Origin of the sequence: Natronorubrum sulfidifaciens JCM 14089, assembly GCF_000337735.1 — an archaeon.
GTDB lineage: Archaea > Halobacteriota > Halobacteria > Halobacteriales > Natrialbaceae > Natronorubrum > Natronorubrum sulfidifaciens.
Map to the genome: position 1 here is coordinate 57,983 of NZ_AOHX01000029.1, position 16,890 is coordinate 74,872.

Sequence of the window (16,890 nt, forward strand, 5' to 3'; positions counted from 1 at the left end):
TCGAGCACGGGCCAGTTGTATCGATCCTCGTGTGGATTCGGGGTAGACATGCCGCGATTTGCTCCCGTCATTCTATATAAACGTCAGCCCCATTCGGTCCGCACGAGGGGGTGGTCCACCCTCGTTTCGGCTGTAGTATTACTCAAAATCCGTGTAAAACACGCTTTCGAGTTACAATTGAGCGTGAAGCCTCGAAACGGTTATCCCCCTCGGTAGTGGATTGCCGGACATATGATCCAGGTCGCGATCAACGGCTACGGCACGATCGGGAAACGCGTCGCAGACGCCGTCCAGCAGCAGCCGGATATGGAAGTCCTCGGCGTCGCCAAGACGCGGCCGAACTTCGAAGCGGAGACGGCTATCGACAAAGGGTTCGCACTCTATGCAGCCATCGAAGAGCGCGCCGACCAGTTCGCCGAGGCCGGCCTCGAAATCGCTGGCCCCGTCGAAGACCTCATCGACGACGCGGATATCGTCGTCGACGCCACCCCGTCGGGAATCGGCGCGGAGAACAAGACTCTCTACGAGGAGTACGAGACGCCGGCGCTCTATCAGGGCGGCGAGGACGCCGATCTCGCCGACACCAGCTTCAACGCCCGCTCGAACTACGAGGACGCCACCGGCGCCGACCACGTCCGCGTCGTCTCCTGTAACACGACCGGCCTCTCTCGAGTCATCGCCCCACTCCGCGAGGCGTACGGCGTCGAGAAGGTGCGTGCAACGCTCGTTCGCCGCGGCGGCGACCCCGGCCAGACCAACCGTGGCCCAATCAACGATATTCTGCCGAATCCGGTCACGATCCCCTCCCACCACGGCCCCGACGTCGAGACCATCTTCGACGACCTCGACATCGACACCCTCGGAATGAAGGTGCCCGCGACGCTGATGCACATGCACAGCCTGAACGTCACGCTCGAGGAGGAAGTCGACGCCGACGAGGTTCGTGAACTGTTCGCTGAGGAGTCGCGGCTGTTCTTGATCCCCGAACGCATGGACATCGACGGCAGCGGCAAACTCAAAGAGTACGCGATGGACGCCGGTCGCCCGCGCGCGGACATCTGGGAGAACTGCATCTGGGAGGAGTCGATCTCGACCGTTGGATCGGACCTCTATCTGTTCCAGGGAATCCACCAGGAAAGCGACGTCGTGCCGGAGAACATCGACGCGATCCGAGCCGTACTCGGTGAAGCTGACGCCGAAGCAAGCATCGAAACGACGAACGAGACGCTCGGTATCGGCCTCTAACCGACGGCTCTCGCCGGTTTTCGTGTCTCGAGTGTCCCTACCCCAACAACTAGTGACGACAGAAAGTTTTTGCCGTGTGGCCCACTAGGGATTCGCATGCGCCGAGACGACCGCGACGAACCCTTCGACGACCTGTTTCGAGAGATCGAGCGGATGATGAACGAAATGATGAGCGGCGCCGACGGAAACGTCGATTTCCACTCCTCGAGCGACGTCGACAACGGCTTCGGAATGGACACCCACGTCGACATCCACGAGACCGATGAGGAGATCCGTGTCATCGCCGACCTCCCGGGGGTCGAGAAGGACAACATCGACCTCGAATGCGATGGGAAGACCTTGACCATCTCCGCCTCGAGTGACCACCGCGAGTACGACGAACGCGTCTCGCTGCCCCAGCGTGTCAACGAGCACACGGCAGCCGCGACGTACAACAACGGCGTCCTCGAGGTCGTCTTCGACCTCGCAGAGCAGTCTTCGGGGATCAGCCTCGAGTAGCGCGGGTGTGTCGCGGTCGAAGACAGCTCCCAGGTTGGGAGACAGAACCCGAACCACTCACCGTCGGATCGACGCGAGCGGCTCTTTTGCGATGGGCAGTTTCTGACAGCACCCTCACCGACACCGGGTACGTATCGCCGCCGCCAGTCGATCGTAAAACTCCGGCTCGTACTTTGTCTCCTCGTCGATCGTTGGCCGGGCGTTCGTCTCGTTTATGACCAGCCGGTCGTCGGTCTCGAGGAGGTCCACGCCGAGAAACGGAATCTCGAGTTCGGCCGCGACCGACTCGGCGAGGTCGCGCCACCGTTCGGGGAGGTCCACACCCGTCGCCTCCGCCCCGCGGTGGACGTTGTGTTTCCACTGTCCGGACGCGACCGCGTCGTCGGGAAGGCGACGCTCGACGGCACCGACGTACTCGCCCTCGAGCACCATCACCCGGTAGTCGGTTGCATCGGGGAGATACTCCTGGACGAGAAACGAGCGGTCACCAGTCGCGCGGTAGTCGTGAACCAGCGAGAGATAGTCACAGATCCCCAGAAACGAATCGAGATCGTGAGCTTTCGCGACGCCGACGCCACGAGTCGTCGAGTTCGGCTTGACGACGACCGGCGGCTCGAATCGCTCGAAGACGGCGGCCAACTCGGTCTCCGAAACGTCGTTCGAGACGTAGACCGAGTCCGGTACGGGCAGGTCGGCCCGTCCGAGTCGGGCGAGCACTTCGGCCTTGTTTCGCGAGGTGACGACAGTATCTCGGCCGTTGAGCCACGGCACCTCGAGGAGGGCATCGGCAACTCCACCCTCCATCAGCCGCCCGGGGTAGACGTAGCCCGCGTCGTACTCGTCGGGAGTCCACGGTGTGTCCCCATCTAGCGTGACGACGCGCTCGCTGACGGGAACGTGGTGAACCTGAATACCGCGTTCGGCCAACGGCTCGCGCATCCGCCGGAACGTCTCCTGATCGTTTGCAACCGCGAGGTCGAGCATACGCGAACGTTGGGAGGACGGGCAAAAAGCTGCTCGAGACGGCCCCTCATCGCCGTCGAGCAACCGCAAGCGGCGCTCGCCGGCGTGTATTGGTGACGGTTGAAAAACGGAGTGTACTCGGTGTTAGCCCCTCGAGCAACGCGTCGGTTTATGCGATCAGCTGCTCTTCGCCTCGCTCGACGACGATACGGCACGGCGGCGAGATCTTGTTGTAGGAGCGACGGAGCGCGTCCTTGGCGAAGTCGGCGTCGTCGACGTCACACCAGATCGTGAAGATGCGCTCGCCCGCGCCGATTCGTGCAGCGGTGCCGACGATCTTCCCGAAGGACTGTCGCATCCCGTCGGAAACACGGTCTGCACCCGCACCAGTCGCCTGCTTGTTCTCTCGGATGACGTGGTGGGGGAACTTCCGGAGGATCATCTTGTAGTTGCCCTCACCGGCGTTTTTCAGCATGTGACGGTTCGCCGAGAGACGCGAGGCCTCGAGGGAGCCGTGACGGATCTGGACTTCTTCTTCGGTGATGAGGCTGATCTGGATAGGGTAGTCGTCCTGATCGGCGCTGACGTCGCCCATCTTGTGCTGTGCGATCTTCGAACCCGGGATCCCAGTAATGTATTCGCGGCGTGTGTAAGCCGGCTTACTGATTTCCCGATACATTGAGGCGGGTTTATCGGACATGGTTGTGGTTACTTACGAAAACGCAGGCCTACCGTGCGGATAAAGGCTTCGAAGCACGCGCTGGAAAGAGCGCTCGAGCGCGCTTCGAAACTCGGCCGTAACAGTTCCACTGAAAGCCTTCCGCTTTCGCTATATTGTTTCTCGTGTGAGTGTGCGAGGTGGGTGTTCGTCTCGAAACACGGCGGCGACGGCGCGACGACAGGGGCGACAGAACAGCACCAGAGCCGTGTGCGTCAGTTACACAGACTGTACTCGGTATCCTGTTTCTCGATCAGGTTCTGCGTCGAGAGGGAGTTGAGAACGCTCAGGATCGAGATCTTCTTCATCGCCAAGAGCTCACCGAGCTCGTCGACAGTTGCGCCGCCGGTCGCATCGAGCGAGAGGTAGACGAGTTTGCCCTGTGGGGACTTGATTTCGGTTGGGAGGTGGCTGATCTCGGCGTCGGCATGGGCCTGTTCCATCATTGTACTTCGACCGACAACGAACTCACATATAACTCTATGGTGCAATGGGTGCATATTGACCAATAACCTATTATGTGATTATATGTATTGGTCTAAGTTGGCACAGTGATTGAGGGGAGCAGTTCACAGACCTATACACGGATTAGACTTCCAGAAGAGCGAGAAAACAGCACTTCCGAATAACACTCAGGTTCCGTTCAACGAACGAACAGCAGCTGCTGGCTCGAGTGCCGACGACCGTATTTTGTTGTACAGGCCGTCGAAACATGGCACTAAAAAACGACTTCATTCGGCCGTTGTATTCCGTTTAATGTGTATTAACATCCGGCTTCGAGCGAGCATGAGACGGTTTACTGGAGTCATACTGTCGGCTAGCAGTCAGTGAGACGTATGCGCTGTTCTCGAGGGAAAACCGGTGCTGGTACCCGCCGACACGTCGGTTCGGCGGCGTGTTTAAGGCCCTCGCACAGCTATAAGGGGACATGATGAAGAGTTTCCGGATCGGCTCCCTGTTCGGGATTCCGATCAAGTTGGATCTCACGTTTTTGTTGGTGTTACCGCTGTTTGCCTATCTCATCGGCGCACAGATCGGTCCTGTCGTCGACATTCTCAACGCCAGCATGAACGCCGGGATCGACGTCAGCGCGCTCACGACCGAGTGGTGGCTGCCGTACGTCATTGGTCTCGTAGCCGCGATTGGACTGTTCGTCGGCGTCATCTTACACGAGCTCGGTCACTCGCTGACGGCCCAGCGCTACGGGTTTCCGATCGACTCGATCACGCTCTGGCTGTTTGGCGGCATCGCCGCGCTCACGGAGATGCCCGAAGACTGGAAACAGGAGTTCAACATCGCCATCGCCGGCCCGATCGTGTCGGTGCTGGTCGGTGTGGGATCGTACGCGCTGTTCGTTCTCACGCCCGTCTCGTTCAACGGTGCCCGGTTCGTCCTCGGCTATCTTGCCGTGTTGAACGTCGCACTCGCTATCTTCAACATGATCCCCGCGTTCCCGATGGATGGCGGCCGCATTCTTCGCGCGCTGCTCGCTCGCAACACGCCGTACGCGAAAGCAACCCAGCAGGCGGCGAGCATCGGCAAGCTGTTTGCCGTCTTCATGGGTCTCTTTGGGCTCCTGTCGATCAACATCATCCTCATCGGCGTTGCCTTTTTCGTCTACATCGCCGCCTCGAGCGAAGCCCAGCAGGTGACGATGAAAGCCGCCTTCCAAGACGTCACCGTCGGCGACATCATGACGCCGGTTCCGAACCTCCATACCGTCGAACCGGACACAACGATCTCGACGCTTATCCAGCGGATGTTCACCGAACGCCACACGGGCTACCCGGTTGTCGAATACGACGCGTTCGAAGGCGAGCGACTCGTTGGCCTCGTCACCCTCTCGGATGCTCGTGGGATCGATCCAGTCGAGCGTGACGCGTACACGGTCGAGGACGTCATGACGACTGATCTACAAACGATCTCGGCTGATTCGGATGCCATGACCGCAATCGAGCAAATGCAAAAACACGGTATCGGTCGCTTGCTCGTCGTCGACACCGATGCACACCGCTCTGCCGACCGTCCAGCCGGTGAGACGCCACACGAGGGCGACGACCTCGTCGGCCTGATCTCGCGATCAGACGTGATGACGGCTTTCGACATCGTCCAAAAAAGTGGCTCAGTCAATCCGGTCGGCCAACCACAGACCGCAGATTGAGCGAGCGCTGAACCGGCAAAATAGGCCGTAACGGCCGTCTCGAGCACCGAGACCAACATTCTTAACCGCAGTCGGGGCCGACGATTCGTCGATGCCACCGGCCATAGAGACCGTCGATCTCGTCAAGGAGTACGGCGATTTGCGCGCTCTGCAGGAACTCTCGCTGACCGTCGAGAAAGGGGAGTTCTTCGGCTTGCTCGGGCCCAACGGGGCTGGCAAGACGACGTTTATCAACACGCTGGTCGGGCTGGTCCGCAAGACCGGCGGCGAGGCGCGTGTGTTCGGCCACGACGTCGAGGGCGACTACCAGCAGGCTCGAGACGCGATCGGCGTGGCGCCACAGGAGTTCAACGTCGATCGGTTCTTCCCGATCCGCGAAGTGCTCGAGCACAAGGCCGGCTATCACGGCATACCTGCGGACGAAGCCGCCGAGCGGGCCGACGAGGTGCTCAAACGCGTCGGGATCTACGACAAGCGAAACGAGCGCTTCGACTGGCTTTCCGGCGGGATGAAACGCCGGCTGCTGCTCGCTCGCGCGCTCGTGACCGATCCCGACCTCCTCATTCTCGACGAGCCGACGGCAGGTGTCGACGTCCAGTTGCGCCACGACCTCTGGGAGCTCGTCACCGAACTCAACGAGGAGGGAACGACGATTTTGCTGACGACCCACTACATCGAGGAGGCCGAACGCCTCTGTGATCGGGTTGCGATCATGAACGAGGGCCGGAAGGTGACCGTCGCGACACCGGACGAACTGAAAACCCGCGGCACGGACACGATCTCGGTGCAACTCGAGTCTACACCGGCCGTCGCACCCGACCTCAAAGCCTACGCACACGAAACGAGCGTCTCCGGGGACCACCTCGAGGTACGCGTCGATGACGGCGGCTCGATCGCACCCCGCCTGCTCAACGACCTCGAGGCGATGGGGTACGAGATCACCGACCTCGAGATCTCACGAACCTCGCTCGAGGAGATCTTCGTCGACCTGACGCGAAGCGAGGATCGGACGGTGACCCGCTCGTCGGCGACAGCCGACGATGGTGAGAGCGACCACGATCTCGAGCGAGAACAGGAGGGGGTTGCCTGATGTTCTCGGTCGGCTTTCGTGCGCTGTTCCGGCGCGAACTGCTTCGGTTCATTCGGCGTCCCAAGAACACGTTCATGCCGCCAGCGATCACGAACGTGCTCTACTTCGCCGTCTTCGGGGTGATTCTGGGCGGACGAATCGACGAACCGGTCGCGGGGATCGGCTACATCCTCTTTCTGATTCCGGGGCTGATCGTGTTGGGGACGATCTCGAACGCCTTCGAGAACGCCTCGTTCTCGATCTTCCACGGGCGGTGGAACGAGTACATCCACGAGACGCTCACCTCGCCGCTGTCGTATGCCGAGATGGTCGTCGCCTACGTCGGCGCCAGCGCGGTTCGTGGCCTGATCGTCGGCGCAATCATCGCCGTCATCGGCCGGCTGTTCGTCCCGATCTCGATCGAACACGGCCTGTTCCTCGTTGCCACGATGGTCGTCATCGCCGCGCTGTTTGCGGGACTGGGGATCATCGGCGGGCTGATCGCGCGGGACTTCGACGACCTCACCGTGATGAACCAGTTTATCCTTCGACCGCTGGTCTTCTTCGGGGCCGTCTTCTACTCGCTGACCATGCTTGACCCCATCTGGCAGTACGTGTCCCTCCTGAATCCGATGGTCTACATGGTCGACAGCGTTCGGTACGGCTTGCTTGGCTATTCGGACCTGCTCGAGGTTGCGCCGGCTGCCTACGCCGAACTCGCACCGTACGCCTCGCTCGGGGTGCTCACCGCGCTCACCGGAGTCGTCATCGCGCTTGACGTCTACCTGTTTAAGATCGGCTACGGGCTGACGGACTGATCGGTGACGGTGGCTCGAGCGCCACTAACAGCGCTTTTTCTGCGCCGTGTGTGTAACACAGATATTATTGGTGATCGGCAGTGTCGGTCTCGTATGGAAACCGAGTACTGCCGGCACTGTGGTGCAACACTTGCAGCCGATTCGAAGTTCTGTAGCGAGTGTGGCAAAGCGGTCGCTGAGTCCGGCGGCTGGGGAGGCGACGGCAGTGGACACGACCGACAGCACGAACCGACAGCCCACGCAACGACCCGCGAGAAGGAGACGACGTTCGCAGCGATCACACACATCCTCGGACTGTTGACGTGGGTTATCGGCCCGCTGATCGTGCTCGTCGCGACCGAAGACGAGTTCGTCGAGGAGAACGCGAGAAACGCATTGAACTGGCAGATCATGTTCTCGATCTACATGCTGCTTTCGTTCGTGCTCACGTTCGTCCTCATCGGGCTCGTGTTTCTGTTCCTCGTTCCGATCGTCGACCTGATCGTCTGCATCGTTGCGGCGGTCAAGGCCAACGACGGCGAGGCGTGGAAATATCCGGCTACACCCGATCTCGTCTAGCGGGGATCTCTTCCGTTCGAAACGACTCAGCGATCGTCTTCTGCGACCTTGACGAGCTGTTTGCCGATGTTCTCCCCCTCGAACAGCCCCAGAAACGCGTCGGGCGCGTTCTCGAAGCCCTCGACGACGTGCTCGCGATACTCGAGATCACCGTCCCGGATGAACTGCGAGAGACGCTCGAGCGCCTCGCCCCAGCGTCCCTCGTAGTCGCTGACGAGAAAGCCCTCAACCGTCGCACGGGATTCGATGAGTTTGCCGAGTTTTCGCGGCCCGGTTGGGACCTCGGTCTCGTTGTAGAGGGCGATCTGCCCGCAGACGGCGACGCGAGCACGGACGTTCAGCCGGGGCCAGACGGCATCCGTGATCGGGCCGCCGACGTTGTCGAAGTAGACGTCGACGCCGTCCGGACAGGCGTCGTCGACCGCACTCGAGAGGTCGTCGGCCGTCTTGTAGTTGATTGCGGCGTCGAAGCCGAGGTCGTCGGTGAGCCACGCGATCTTCTCCTCGCTGCCGGCGGTGCCGACCACGCGCGCCCCACTGAGTTGGGCGAGTTGGCCGACAACGGAGCCGACGGCACCGGCCGCGGCGGAGACGACGACCGTGTCGCCGGGCGTCGGCTCGGCGACGTCGAGCAGGCCGAAGTAGGCCGTGACGCCGGGCATGCCGAGAACGCCAAGCCCCGTCGAGATCGGGCCGTACTCCGGGTGTATCTGCCGGAGTTCGCCCGCGTCAGCGACGGCGTGTTCCGCCCACAGGAGATCACCCGTGACGATATCGCCGGTCGAGAACGCCGCGGCGTTGGACTCGAGGACTTCGCCGACGACGCCGGCGCGCATCGGCTCGCCGACGGTCCACGGTTCGGCGTACGACTCCGCATCGCGCATTCGGCCGCGCATATAGGGGTCGACGGACTGATACAGCGTGCGAACGAGCACCTCGTTCGGCCCGGGTTCGGGACGGTCGACGGTAACGAGGTCGAAGTTCTCGGGTGTTGGGTCGCCAACTGGACGGCTCGCAAGCCGCCACTGTCTGGTTGTTGCCATACACACGCATGGTTCGTCGGGACCGTGAAGATTCGGCTCCCGGAACCCGCCTCGCATCCGGCTCGAGCCACACCGGGATACGTGCACAAAGAGCAACCGTTTTGACGCCCATCCGCCATGTCGTTCGTATGAGCGAAGACCACGACGTGTTGGACGCGTTGCTCGCAGGAAACGAGCGCCACGTAACTGACCTTCCGGACGACTACTTCGCGGCGGTACAGGACGGCCAACAGCCCGATGTCGTCTCGGTCTGTTGTTCGGACTCCCGCGTACCACAGGAACGAATGTGGGGCGTCGACGATCCGGGGACGGTCTTTACCCCGAGCAATATCGGGAATCAGGTCTGGGACGAAGACGACGGCGAACTCATCGTCGACGGTGGCCTCCTGTATCCCATCGCCCACGCGGACACTGGCGTCGCAGCAGTCGTCGGGCACACCGGCTGTGGTGCCGTCACCGCAGCCTACAACGCCGCGACCGACGGCGACCTTCCCGGCCCGCGGGGCGTCGACAAGTGGGTCACACAGCTTCTGCCCGTTATCGAGGACGGCCTCGAGAGCGACCAGATCGACGCTGATGCTGACGATGAGACGGTGATCAACCAGCTCGTCGAGTACAACGTGGACTATCAGACACGATTCCTTCGAGAGGCCGACGAGATCCCGGACGACGTCGACGTCTACGGCTTCGTCTACGACTTTCAGGGCGTCTACGGCAACGAACACGGTCGGACGTATCTGGTCAACGTCAACGGTGAGACGGACCCTGAAGCGATCGCCGAAGCGATTCCGGACGAGTACGACGCAGCCGTCGAGAGTCTGATCCACTGATACGGATTGCTGTAACTATGAAACGGCTCGAAAGCGATGCTTTTGGTCCCCGAGTAGTCGGTAGCGTTTTGTCGCTCGCAGCAAAATAACCGACTATGCGAGCGTTCCTCGAGTCCGATACGGGGTTTTACTACGTCATCGGCCTCTTTACGATCGGCGTGTTTCTCGTGGCGCTGGCTGCCCTTGCAGTGGTCGGCCCCGCCGGTATCGGCGCAGTCGAACTGGGCGGACTCGTCGTCGGCTTTCTCGTCTTTATGCTGGTGTATTTCGTCTCGATGGCGGTCCAGCGACTCGAGGAACGAGACGGATCGTGATCGAGCGACGAATAGAGCAAGACAGCGCCTAAAACGCCGGTATCGACTGATATCGGCACTTGAGGTGAGTCGCAGGCTTTATGCGTATACGGCCACTCTATTCAAAAGCAATGGCGAAAGGAACCGTTGATTTCTTCAACGACACTGGCGGCTACGGATTCATCGAGACTGAGGACGCGGACGACGACGTGTTCTTCCACATGGAAGACATCGGCGGCCCGGACCTTGAGGAAGGACAGGAGCTTGAGTTCGACATCGAGCAGGCCCCCAAAGGCCCACGCGCGACGAACGTCGAGCGCCTGTAAGGCGAATTCGCGGTAGTATCGGCTCTTGATTGCAGTATTTTACACCGATAAGCGACAGCGCTTGTCACACTCGAGGCCATCGAACGTTTAGTAGCTTCGTCGCCTATGGACACGGGTATGGCAACCCCAACGTCCACACCCGAACCCGAGCCAGTGATCCGTCGCAGTGACGACATCGAGTACGAAACCGTCAGCGCTGCTGACGGCCTCGAGAAAGGCGTGTTGATCAGCGACGACCACGGCGCGCCGAACTTCGCGATCCGGCGATTCGTCCTCGAGGCCGGTGCATCGGTGCCCGCACACACGAACGAGGTCGAACACGAACAGTACGTCCTCGAAGGAGAGTATACGGTCGGAATCGGCAATATGCAAGCGGCAGATAGCGCAACCGGCGACGCCGTCGACAGCGGTGAGGAGTACATGGTCGAAGCCGGCGACTCGCTGTTGATCCCAGCCGGAACGGTTCACTGGTATCGAAACGAGAGCGACGAACCGGGGGCGTTTCTCTGTGCGGTCCCCAACGGCGACGACGAGATCGACCTGCTCGAATGACAGTCGGAAAAGGCGCGACCGACGAGCCTGAACGGGCATGTGCCCGGCCAAGCGTTATACCAGCCCGTACTGACCGCCCGATATGGGCACGCTACAGGATCACGACGCAACCCGTCGCTGGTTCGACCTCCTGGCACCGGGCTACGACGCTGTCGTTCCGTCGCTGTTCTGGCCGGAGTCACTCCAGCAGGCAGCTCTCGATCGGATCGACCTCGAACCCACAGACCGAGTGCTCGATATCGGCTGCGGGACCGGCGAGACGATCGACCAGCTCCGTTCGGACGTCTCGGCGGTTCACGGGCTCGATCTAAGCCAACCACAGCTCGAGACCGCCGCGGACAAAGCGGAGCTCGAGGACGCCTGTTTTATCCGTGGGGATGCGCGCACGCTCCCGTATGCAGACGAGACGTTCGACTGTGTGGTCTCAGTCGGCTCAATTCTCTACTGGTCTGCGCCCGCCGAGACGCTGCGGGAGGCCCACCGCGTCACGAAACAAGGCGGTGAGATCCTGGTTCTTGGCTTCAACCGACGGTCGCTCTCGTGGTGGAACCCGGTCCAGAACGTTCAGGACGGCGTCGCAGAGACGCTCTTTTTCCGGTACGACCGCGAGGAGGGGACAGAACTCTTCCTCAAGGCAGGGTGGACTGACCCCACTCACGAGGTGACCGGGCCGGTCTGGGGACCCAACCTCGTAATCGCCACCACGGCACGGAACGCCGAGTCATGATCTCGACGCTCACCAGCTGTCGACGTGTTCAGGTCTGTCAGAGCTGTCGAACGGCACCAACAGCACAGCGCACTACACGTCGCTGTCGCCCCCGTTAAACGATCGCCGTGCGGTCGATGCACGCTCAGATGTTCGACGTTTCGAACCGCTCAAGTACGACGACCGACTATGACGAACCAGTGTCGAAGCAGGTCCAGCAGGTCGAAACGATCTTTTGTCACGAGATTGGCGACGACTATCTCGTGGTGGTCGAGCGCGACGGACAGCGACTGTTCCGGGCAAAACTCGGACTGTCAGAAACCTCGGCCGGCCCTCGTCCCGCGAAGTTCCGGCTCAAAGACGGCTCGAGCGAAGAGCCTCGCCAGCCTGACGAGTTCGTCGAACTCGCCCGGCGAGCCAAGCGGATTCGCATCTCCGAACAGACCTCGAAACAGGGACGCGAGGAACTCATGGAGATGCTCAGCGGCTACCAGCTCGAGGAGAAGGCCAAGGCCGTCCGAACCTGTCGGTACTGTGCCTCCGCGGGCCGGTATTCGCCGATTACGACCGAGACGGCCGTCAAAGACGACAACGACTGGATCTGCCAGGACTGTGCACGACAGGAACTCGAGCGGCAACTGTCGTACTCCGGTGGCGGCGCAGTCACCGGCGCGGCCAAAGACCGCCTCGAGGAGCTCATGCTCGAGGTACAGGATTTAGAACGGATTGTCAACCTGCTAAAGGGTCAACTCGATCCCGATCTGACGAAGTTCGATACCATCTCGGCGACGACCGACGAGGTCGACCCCGTCCGGGTCGATTCGCTGAACCTCCACCCGGGCTTACAGGGGCTGCTCGAGGATCGCTTCGAGACCCTGCTCCCGGTCCAGAGTCTCGCGGTCGAAAACGGGCTCTTCGATGGTGAGGACCAGCTTGTGGTGTCGGCGACGGCGACCGGAAAGACCCTCGTCGGCGAGATGACCGGGCTCAACCGCGTGTTGAACGGCAAGGGGAAGATGCTCTTTCTCGTGCCCCTCGTCGCGCTTGCAAACCAGAAATACGAGGACTTTCAAGACGAGTACGGCCACCTCGTCGACGTCTCCATTCGTGTGGGTGCGAGCCGGATCTCGGACAACGGCAACCAGTTCGACCCCAATGCCGACGTGATCGTCGGCACCTACGAGGGGATCGACCACGCCCTGCGAACCGGCAAGGACATGGGCGATATCGGAACCGTCGTCATCGACGAAGTCCACACGCTCAAAGAGGACGACCGCGGCCACCGACTCGACGGTCTCATCTCGCGGCTCAAATACACCTGCGAGCAACGCGCGAAACGGCGCGACGACTACGGCGGCGCGCAATGGGTCTACCTCTCGGCAACCGTCGGTAACCCCGAACAGCTCGGCGCAGCCCTCGAGTCGACGCTCATCGAGTTCGAGGAACGGCCGGTGCCGATCGAACGGCACGTCACGTTCGCCGACGGCCAGGAGAAAGTCCGGATCGAGAACAAACTCGTCAGACGCGAGTTCGATACGGAGTCCTCAAAAGGGTATCGCGGGCAGACGATCATCTTTACGAACTCCCGGCGACGGTGTCACGAGATCAGTCGAAAACTCGAGTACTCGGCTGCGCCGTATCACGCCGGCCTCGATTACCGGCGCCGGAAAAAGGTCGAACGCCAGTTCGGCGAACAGGAACTCTCCGCCGTTGTCACGACCGCCGCCCTCGCCGCTGGGGTCGACTTCCCGGCCTCGCAGGTCATCTTTGACTCGCTGGCGATGGGAATCGAGTGGCTTTCGGTCCAGGAGTTCCACCAGATGCTCGGCCGTGCGGGGCGTCCCGACTACCACGACAAGGGGACCGTGTACGTCCTCGTCGAACCCGACTGTGCCTACCACAACTCCATGGAGATGAGCGAGGATGAGGTCGCGTTCAAACTCCTGAAAGGCGACATGGAGTCGGTGATGACCCACTACGACGAGGCCGCCGCGATCGAGGAAACGCTCGCGAATATCACCGTCGGCGGGAAAGCCGCGAAGGGGCTCAACGACCGCATGCTCGGCGACGTGCCGACGAAACACGCGATCGGCAAACTCCTGCAGTACGACTTCATCGATGGCTTCGAACCCACGCCGCTGGGCCGTGTCGTCACTGAACACTTCTTAGAGCCCAGTGAAGCGTTCACCCTCGTCGATGGTATCCGAAAAGACGCCCACCCCTACGAACTCGTCGCGGATATCGAACTCCGCGACGCGGATCTGTAAGTTACTCGAGAGGCGACTGCTGTACCTGTTCTCTGTCTCGCCCCGCTCTCGGCGGCGTTACGGGACGAACGCGATGCCAAAGAGCGAGAAAACGAGGACGATGATCGAGCCGGGAACGCCGCCGAGGGCGACGATGGCGAGGACAACCGGCGTCACAGCAACGGAGAGTCCGAAGACGGCCTGTGAAAGGACCAACACCACCAGTCCGGCGACCGCATTAATGATGAAGGGGCTGACCGCACGGATGAGAGACGCCCCGACGAGGAGGGCCACGAGGACGAGGATCAACAGCACGATCTCGATGCCAGTCATGAACGTGGCCGTAAGACGTCCATCGGCAAAAGCACTCGGTCGATAACGAAAGCCTTTAACTAATACACCTACAACTCATGAATGCAGCACGGGATCGTGGGTTAGCTTGGTATACTTCGGGCCTTGGGTGCCCGTGACCCCGGTTCAAATCCGGGCGATCCCATTTTCGCTCCCTGCGCTTAGAGTCCGAGAGTAATCGCATTATAGCTGCGGGTTCCGGGTGTTTTTCGTGGGTATTGTGGTTAGGATTCGGACTTCGGTCCGTGCGCGGGTCGCTTGCGTGCTTGGGTTTCCTGAGTTCGAACCCATGTTTAGGATTGCGGGCGGCTTCCCAGCGTCCCGGTTGACAAGATCGCTCGGGTCGCTGGGATTGCAGGCTGCTCGCCCGAGCCGGTGCTGGGATTGCCAGCTACTCGCCCGCGCCGATCGTCAGGACGTGTCGTCTGCTTCGTCGTGAGGCGTCCACTCGGGAACGTCACCGGCGTAAAATTCCGCTGATGGTGGAAGGCCGCCCTCAATCTACGGATCGGGCGGGTCCCGGTTCAGAGAGGCTCGCAAGAGCTTCACCCGGGTTGACTCGCCTGTCATACGCACGTGTAGACTCTGCACATGATTGAGGCTGACGGTGCCCAGGGGTCGTTCACAGCGTTATTGCGTGTACTGGGATTGCCAGTTGCTCGCCTGCACTTCAAGGGTCAACGATGTCTCTCGTTGTTCTGATTTGATCCGGGCGATCCACCACGATCGCCCAGGTCGGGATTCACTCTCGGTCAATCCACACTGCATGACCAGCCGCGCCTGGTGCGCGGCATGTGTCGACAATCCGCTGTTCACTTGAACGGTTGGGATTCGACTCGCAAATTAAGGTCAAAAGTTCGGCGTTCACACGGTGATTGGCGTGTGAACGCGTGTTCACACAGGGATATTCGCTCTCTTGTTCGCAGGTTAACCTACGAGTTAACATCTGAGTTATCTTATGAGGTAACTCATGAGTTAACATGTTATTCTCGAAACAACGACGTTGACAACCTTGTTCGTGTCGTGGTAATATCACTCCGGGATGGTATCCAACGCTTCTGCGATACGATCATCGGTCTTTGCTGTCGCATCAAGATACCACTGCCGTCGGTCCTCGTCCTGGTGTATTCGGGAGAGTGTCTGTCGTGTCGTGTTGAGTCCCTTTGCTTCCTGACGATAGCTACTCCCATTCTCGATCGCTTCGAGCGCGGCGCGAATTTCTAAGTACCCGTCGTCGCCTTCGTCCGGTGTGAGGGTCGGTCTTAGGTATCCCTCGGCGTTTCGCTCGAATCCGACCGGTACTTCGCCCAACCATTTCCCTTCCTTCTTGGCGCGCTTCACACCGCTGTTAACACGGCTAATTAGCTTTCTCCGCTCCTCTTCAGCAACTGCAGCTGAGATATCGGCGATGAGCTTCCCAGTCCCGTCGGGCTTGACCGTGTCAGTCCAATCGTTCGTGATGTTGATGATCGTCCCGGCGTCGCTCGCGGTCTCGAAGAACTCTTGGTAGATGCTCCCAAGTCGGGCTAACCGGCTGATTTCCCACACGATTATGCGATCGTACTCGCCTGCGTCGATGTCATCGGTGAGTTCGATGAATTGCTCGCGGCCCGGGTCTGATCCGCTTTGTGAGAGGTCTACGTACCAATTGATTCCTGTGGGGTCAATGTTGTTTTGGTCGGCCCAGTCGTTGATGTCGTCGCGTTGGTGTCCGGAGTTTTGCTTGTCTGTCGATGCTCGGATGTATGCGGCAACGTTCTCGCTCGTTTCTGAGGTCTCTCTCATACAGGGTAGCCTAACAGTCAACTACGTATAAGTAAGGAAAGTCGTGTACAGGGTCGTCGTAACCTGTACACGGTCACCTGACCGCGTACAGGGTGTGATGTCCTCGAAGTGAGTTTCCGACCTAACCGATTGTGTAGAACTCGATGTGCCTCAACTCACTCACGAACCGAACCCGGACCGACTGTCTTCGAATGGGTGATTCTCGGACACTCTACTCACGGTGCTCATCGTCTAGCTCGGCTTCTAACTCGGTAATCTCGGCGTCAAGCTCGTCTTCGTCCACGTCTTCCGTTGGAGTTCCTACGTATTCTTTGTCTTCGAATATTCTCTCAAGTTGGTCGAGGCTGGCGACGTACCGGTGAAGGTCTTCACGGTGATCGAGCGCGTGGTAGTGGCTGTCCCGAGTTTTCCCGATGAAGCCGTCGTTGTAGAGCCGGGTGAGCGTTGTGGTGACGGTGCCATGGGGGAGTTCGAGGTGGTCTTCAAGTTCTTTGGGTTTGAAACCGAGTTCGGTGTTGTCGTAGAGGAATGCGATTATGTCGGATTTGGCTGTCCCGGGCGTGAGTTCGACGTCGGGTTCGTGGGTGTCAAGGTGGACAGGCATGGTTGTGTCCCAATGTAGCTTTTTGTGTCTTATTGTAATTTCGGTGAGGTTCGGGGTCGGCCACATTGGGTAACACGTTGAAATTGAGAATAAATACTCAATTATCGAGAACTGTAAGAAATCA

General features: G+C 60.3%; 19 protein-coding genes and 1 tRNA gene. 13 read left to right on the forward strand and 7 right to left on the reverse strand.

Translation table 11 applies throughout. From position 1 onward, the window contains the following. Window positions 1-231: 231 nt before the first annotated feature. Window positions 232-1,245, forward strand: coding sequence for a type II glyceraldehyde-3-phosphate dehydrogenase (locus tag C495_RS05925; protein WP_008160950.1), 1,014 nt, complete (start codon window positions 232-234; stop codon window positions 1,243-1,245). Window positions 1,246-1,341: 96 nt separating this feature from the next. After that, window positions 1,342-1,743, forward strand: coding sequence for an Hsp20/alpha crystallin family protein (locus tag C495_RS05930; protein ID WP_008160953.1), 402 nt, complete (start codon window positions 1,342-1,344; stop codon window positions 1,741-1,743). A gap of 114 nt (window positions 1,744-1,857) precedes the next feature. On the opposite strand, the gene C495_RS05935 is transcribed toward C495_RS05930, so the two are convergent. From C495_RS05935 to C495_RS05945, 3 genes are all read right to left on the reverse strand, one after another. Further along, entirely contained in the window at window positions 1,858-2,727 is an 870-nt protein-coding gene (locus tag C495_RS05935; RefSeq protein ID WP_008160955.1) for an ATP-grasp domain-containing protein, read from the reverse strand. Window positions 2,728-2,875: 148 nt separating this feature from the next. Further along, on the reverse strand, window positions 2,876-3,406 hold the full coding sequence (locus C495_RS05940) for a 50S ribosomal protein L16 (RefSeq protein ID WP_008160956.1): 531 nt from the start codon (window positions 3,404-3,406) through the stop codon (window positions 2,876-2,878). Window positions 3,407-3,639: 233 nt separating this feature from the next. Beyond that, on the reverse strand, window positions 3,640-3,870 hold the full coding sequence (locus C495_RS05945; RefSeq protein WP_008160958.1) for a hypothetical protein: 231 nt from the start codon (window positions 3,868-3,870) through the stop codon (window positions 3,640-3,642). Window positions 3,871-4,352: 482 nt separating this feature from the next. Here C495_RS05945 and C495_RS05950 point away from each other — a divergent pair, with 482 nt between their 5' ends. The 4 genes from C495_RS05950 to C495_RS05965 all read left to right on the forward strand — a co-directional run bounded on the left by C495_RS05950 (window position 4,353) and on the right by C495_RS05965 (window position 8,030). Next, window positions 4,353-5,585 (forward strand): site-2 protease family protein, encoded by a 1,233-nt coding sequence (locus C495_RS05950; RefSeq protein WP_008160960.1) that lies wholly within the window; start codon window positions 4,353-4,355, stop codon window positions 5,583-5,585. A gap of 91 nt (window positions 5,586-5,676) precedes the next feature. Further along, window positions 5,677-6,675: an ABC transporter ATP-binding protein gene (locus tag C495_RS05955; RefSeq protein WP_008160962.1), complete on the forward strand. Its 999-nt coding sequence runs from the start codon at window positions 5,677-5,679 to the stop codon at window positions 6,673-6,675. Then, window positions 6,675-7,472 (forward strand): ABC transporter permease, encoded by a 798-nt coding sequence (locus C495_RS05960; RefSeq protein ID WP_008160964.1) that lies wholly within the window; start codon window positions 6,675-6,677, stop codon window positions 7,470-7,472. Before C495_RS05955 ends, C495_RS05960 begins: the two co-directional genes overlap by 1 nt. A 93-nt stretch (window positions 7,473-7,565) precedes the next feature. Then, window positions 7,566-8,030 (forward strand): zinc ribbon domain-containing protein, encoded by a 465-nt coding sequence (locus C495_RS05965; RefSeq protein WP_008160966.1) that lies wholly within the window; start codon window positions 7,566-7,568, stop codon window positions 8,028-8,030. Between the two features lie 26 nt (window positions 8,031-8,056). Here the strand turns inward: C495_RS05965 and C495_RS05970 are convergent, their stop codons facing one another. Then, window positions 8,057-9,073 carry an NADP-dependent oxidoreductase gene (locus C495_RS05970; protein WP_008160968.1) on the reverse strand — a complete coding sequence of 339 codons (1,017 nt, stop codon included), beginning with the start codon at window positions 9,071-9,073 and terminating at the stop codon, window positions 8,057-8,059. A gap of 128 nt (window positions 9,074-9,201) precedes the next feature. On the opposite strand from C495_RS05970, the gene C495_RS05975 reads away from it, so the two are divergent. The 6 genes from C495_RS05975 to C495_RS06000 all read left to right on the forward strand — a co-directional run bounded on the left by C495_RS05975 (window position 9,202) and on the right by C495_RS06000 (window position 14,047). Then, the gene (locus C495_RS05975) at window positions 9,202-9,903 is read left to right on the forward strand and encodes a carbonic anhydrase (RefSeq protein ID WP_008160970.1); all 702 of its coding nucleotides are present in this window, start codon (window positions 9,202-9,204) and stop codon (window positions 9,901-9,903) included. Between the two features lie 95 nt (window positions 9,904-9,998). Next, window positions 9,999-10,217: a hypothetical protein gene (locus tag C495_RS05980; RefSeq protein ID WP_008160972.1), complete on the forward strand. Its 219-nt coding sequence runs from the start codon at window positions 9,999-10,001 to the stop codon at window positions 10,215-10,217. A 110-nt stretch (window positions 10,218-10,327) separates the two neighbouring features. Beyond that, window positions 10,328-10,522 carry a cold-shock protein gene (locus C495_RS05985; protein ID WP_005554588.1) on the forward strand — a complete coding sequence of 65 codons (195 nt, stop codon included), beginning with the start codon at window positions 10,328-10,330 and terminating at the stop codon, window positions 10,520-10,522. A gap of 117 nt (window positions 10,523-10,639) precedes the next feature. Further along, complete coding sequence (locus C495_RS05990) at window positions 10,640-11,074, forward strand: cupin domain-containing protein (RefSeq protein WP_049890173.1); 435 nt, start codon at window positions 10,640-10,642, stop codon at window positions 11,072-11,074. Window positions 11,075-11,156: 82 nt separating this feature from the next. Next, the gene (locus C495_RS05995; RefSeq protein ID WP_008160974.1) at window positions 11,157-11,801 is read left to right on the forward strand and encodes a class I SAM-dependent methyltransferase; all 645 of its coding nucleotides are present in this window, start codon (window positions 11,157-11,159) and stop codon (window positions 11,799-11,801) included. A 179-nt stretch (window positions 11,802-11,980) separates the two neighbouring features. After that, window positions 11,981-14,047, forward strand: coding sequence for a DEAD/DEAH box helicase (locus C495_RS06000; protein ID WP_008160975.1), 2,067 nt, complete (start codon window positions 11,981-11,983; stop codon window positions 14,045-14,047). A 57-nt stretch (window positions 14,048-14,104) separates the two neighbouring features. On the opposite strand, the gene C495_RS06005 is transcribed toward C495_RS06000, so the two are convergent. Then, window positions 14,105-14,359, reverse strand: coding sequence for a pro-sigmaK processing inhibitor BofA family protein (locus tag C495_RS06005; protein ID WP_008160976.1), 255 nt, complete (start codon window positions 14,357-14,359; stop codon window positions 14,105-14,107). A 90-nt stretch (window positions 14,360-14,449) separates the two neighbouring features. Between C495_RS06005 and C495_RS06010 the strand changes: the two genes are divergently transcribed. Then, window positions 14,450-14,522, forward strand: a tRNA-Pro gene (locus C495_RS06010). 887 nt (window positions 14,523-15,409) lie between these two features. Here C495_RS06010 and C495_RS06015 read toward each other — a convergent pair. Both C495_RS06015 and C495_RS06020 read right to left on the reverse strand, forming a co-directional pair. Continuing rightward, entirely contained in the window at window positions 15,410-16,162 is a 753-nt protein-coding gene (locus C495_RS06015) for a recombinase family protein (RefSeq protein ID WP_008160977.1), read from the reverse strand. Between the two features lie 211 nt (window positions 16,163-16,373). Continuing rightward, entirely contained in the window at window positions 16,374-16,832 is a 459-nt protein-coding gene (locus C495_RS06020) for a BlaI/MecI/CopY family transcriptional regulator (RefSeq protein ID WP_241430587.1), read from the reverse strand. Window positions 16,833-16,890 lie beyond the last annotated feature (58 nt).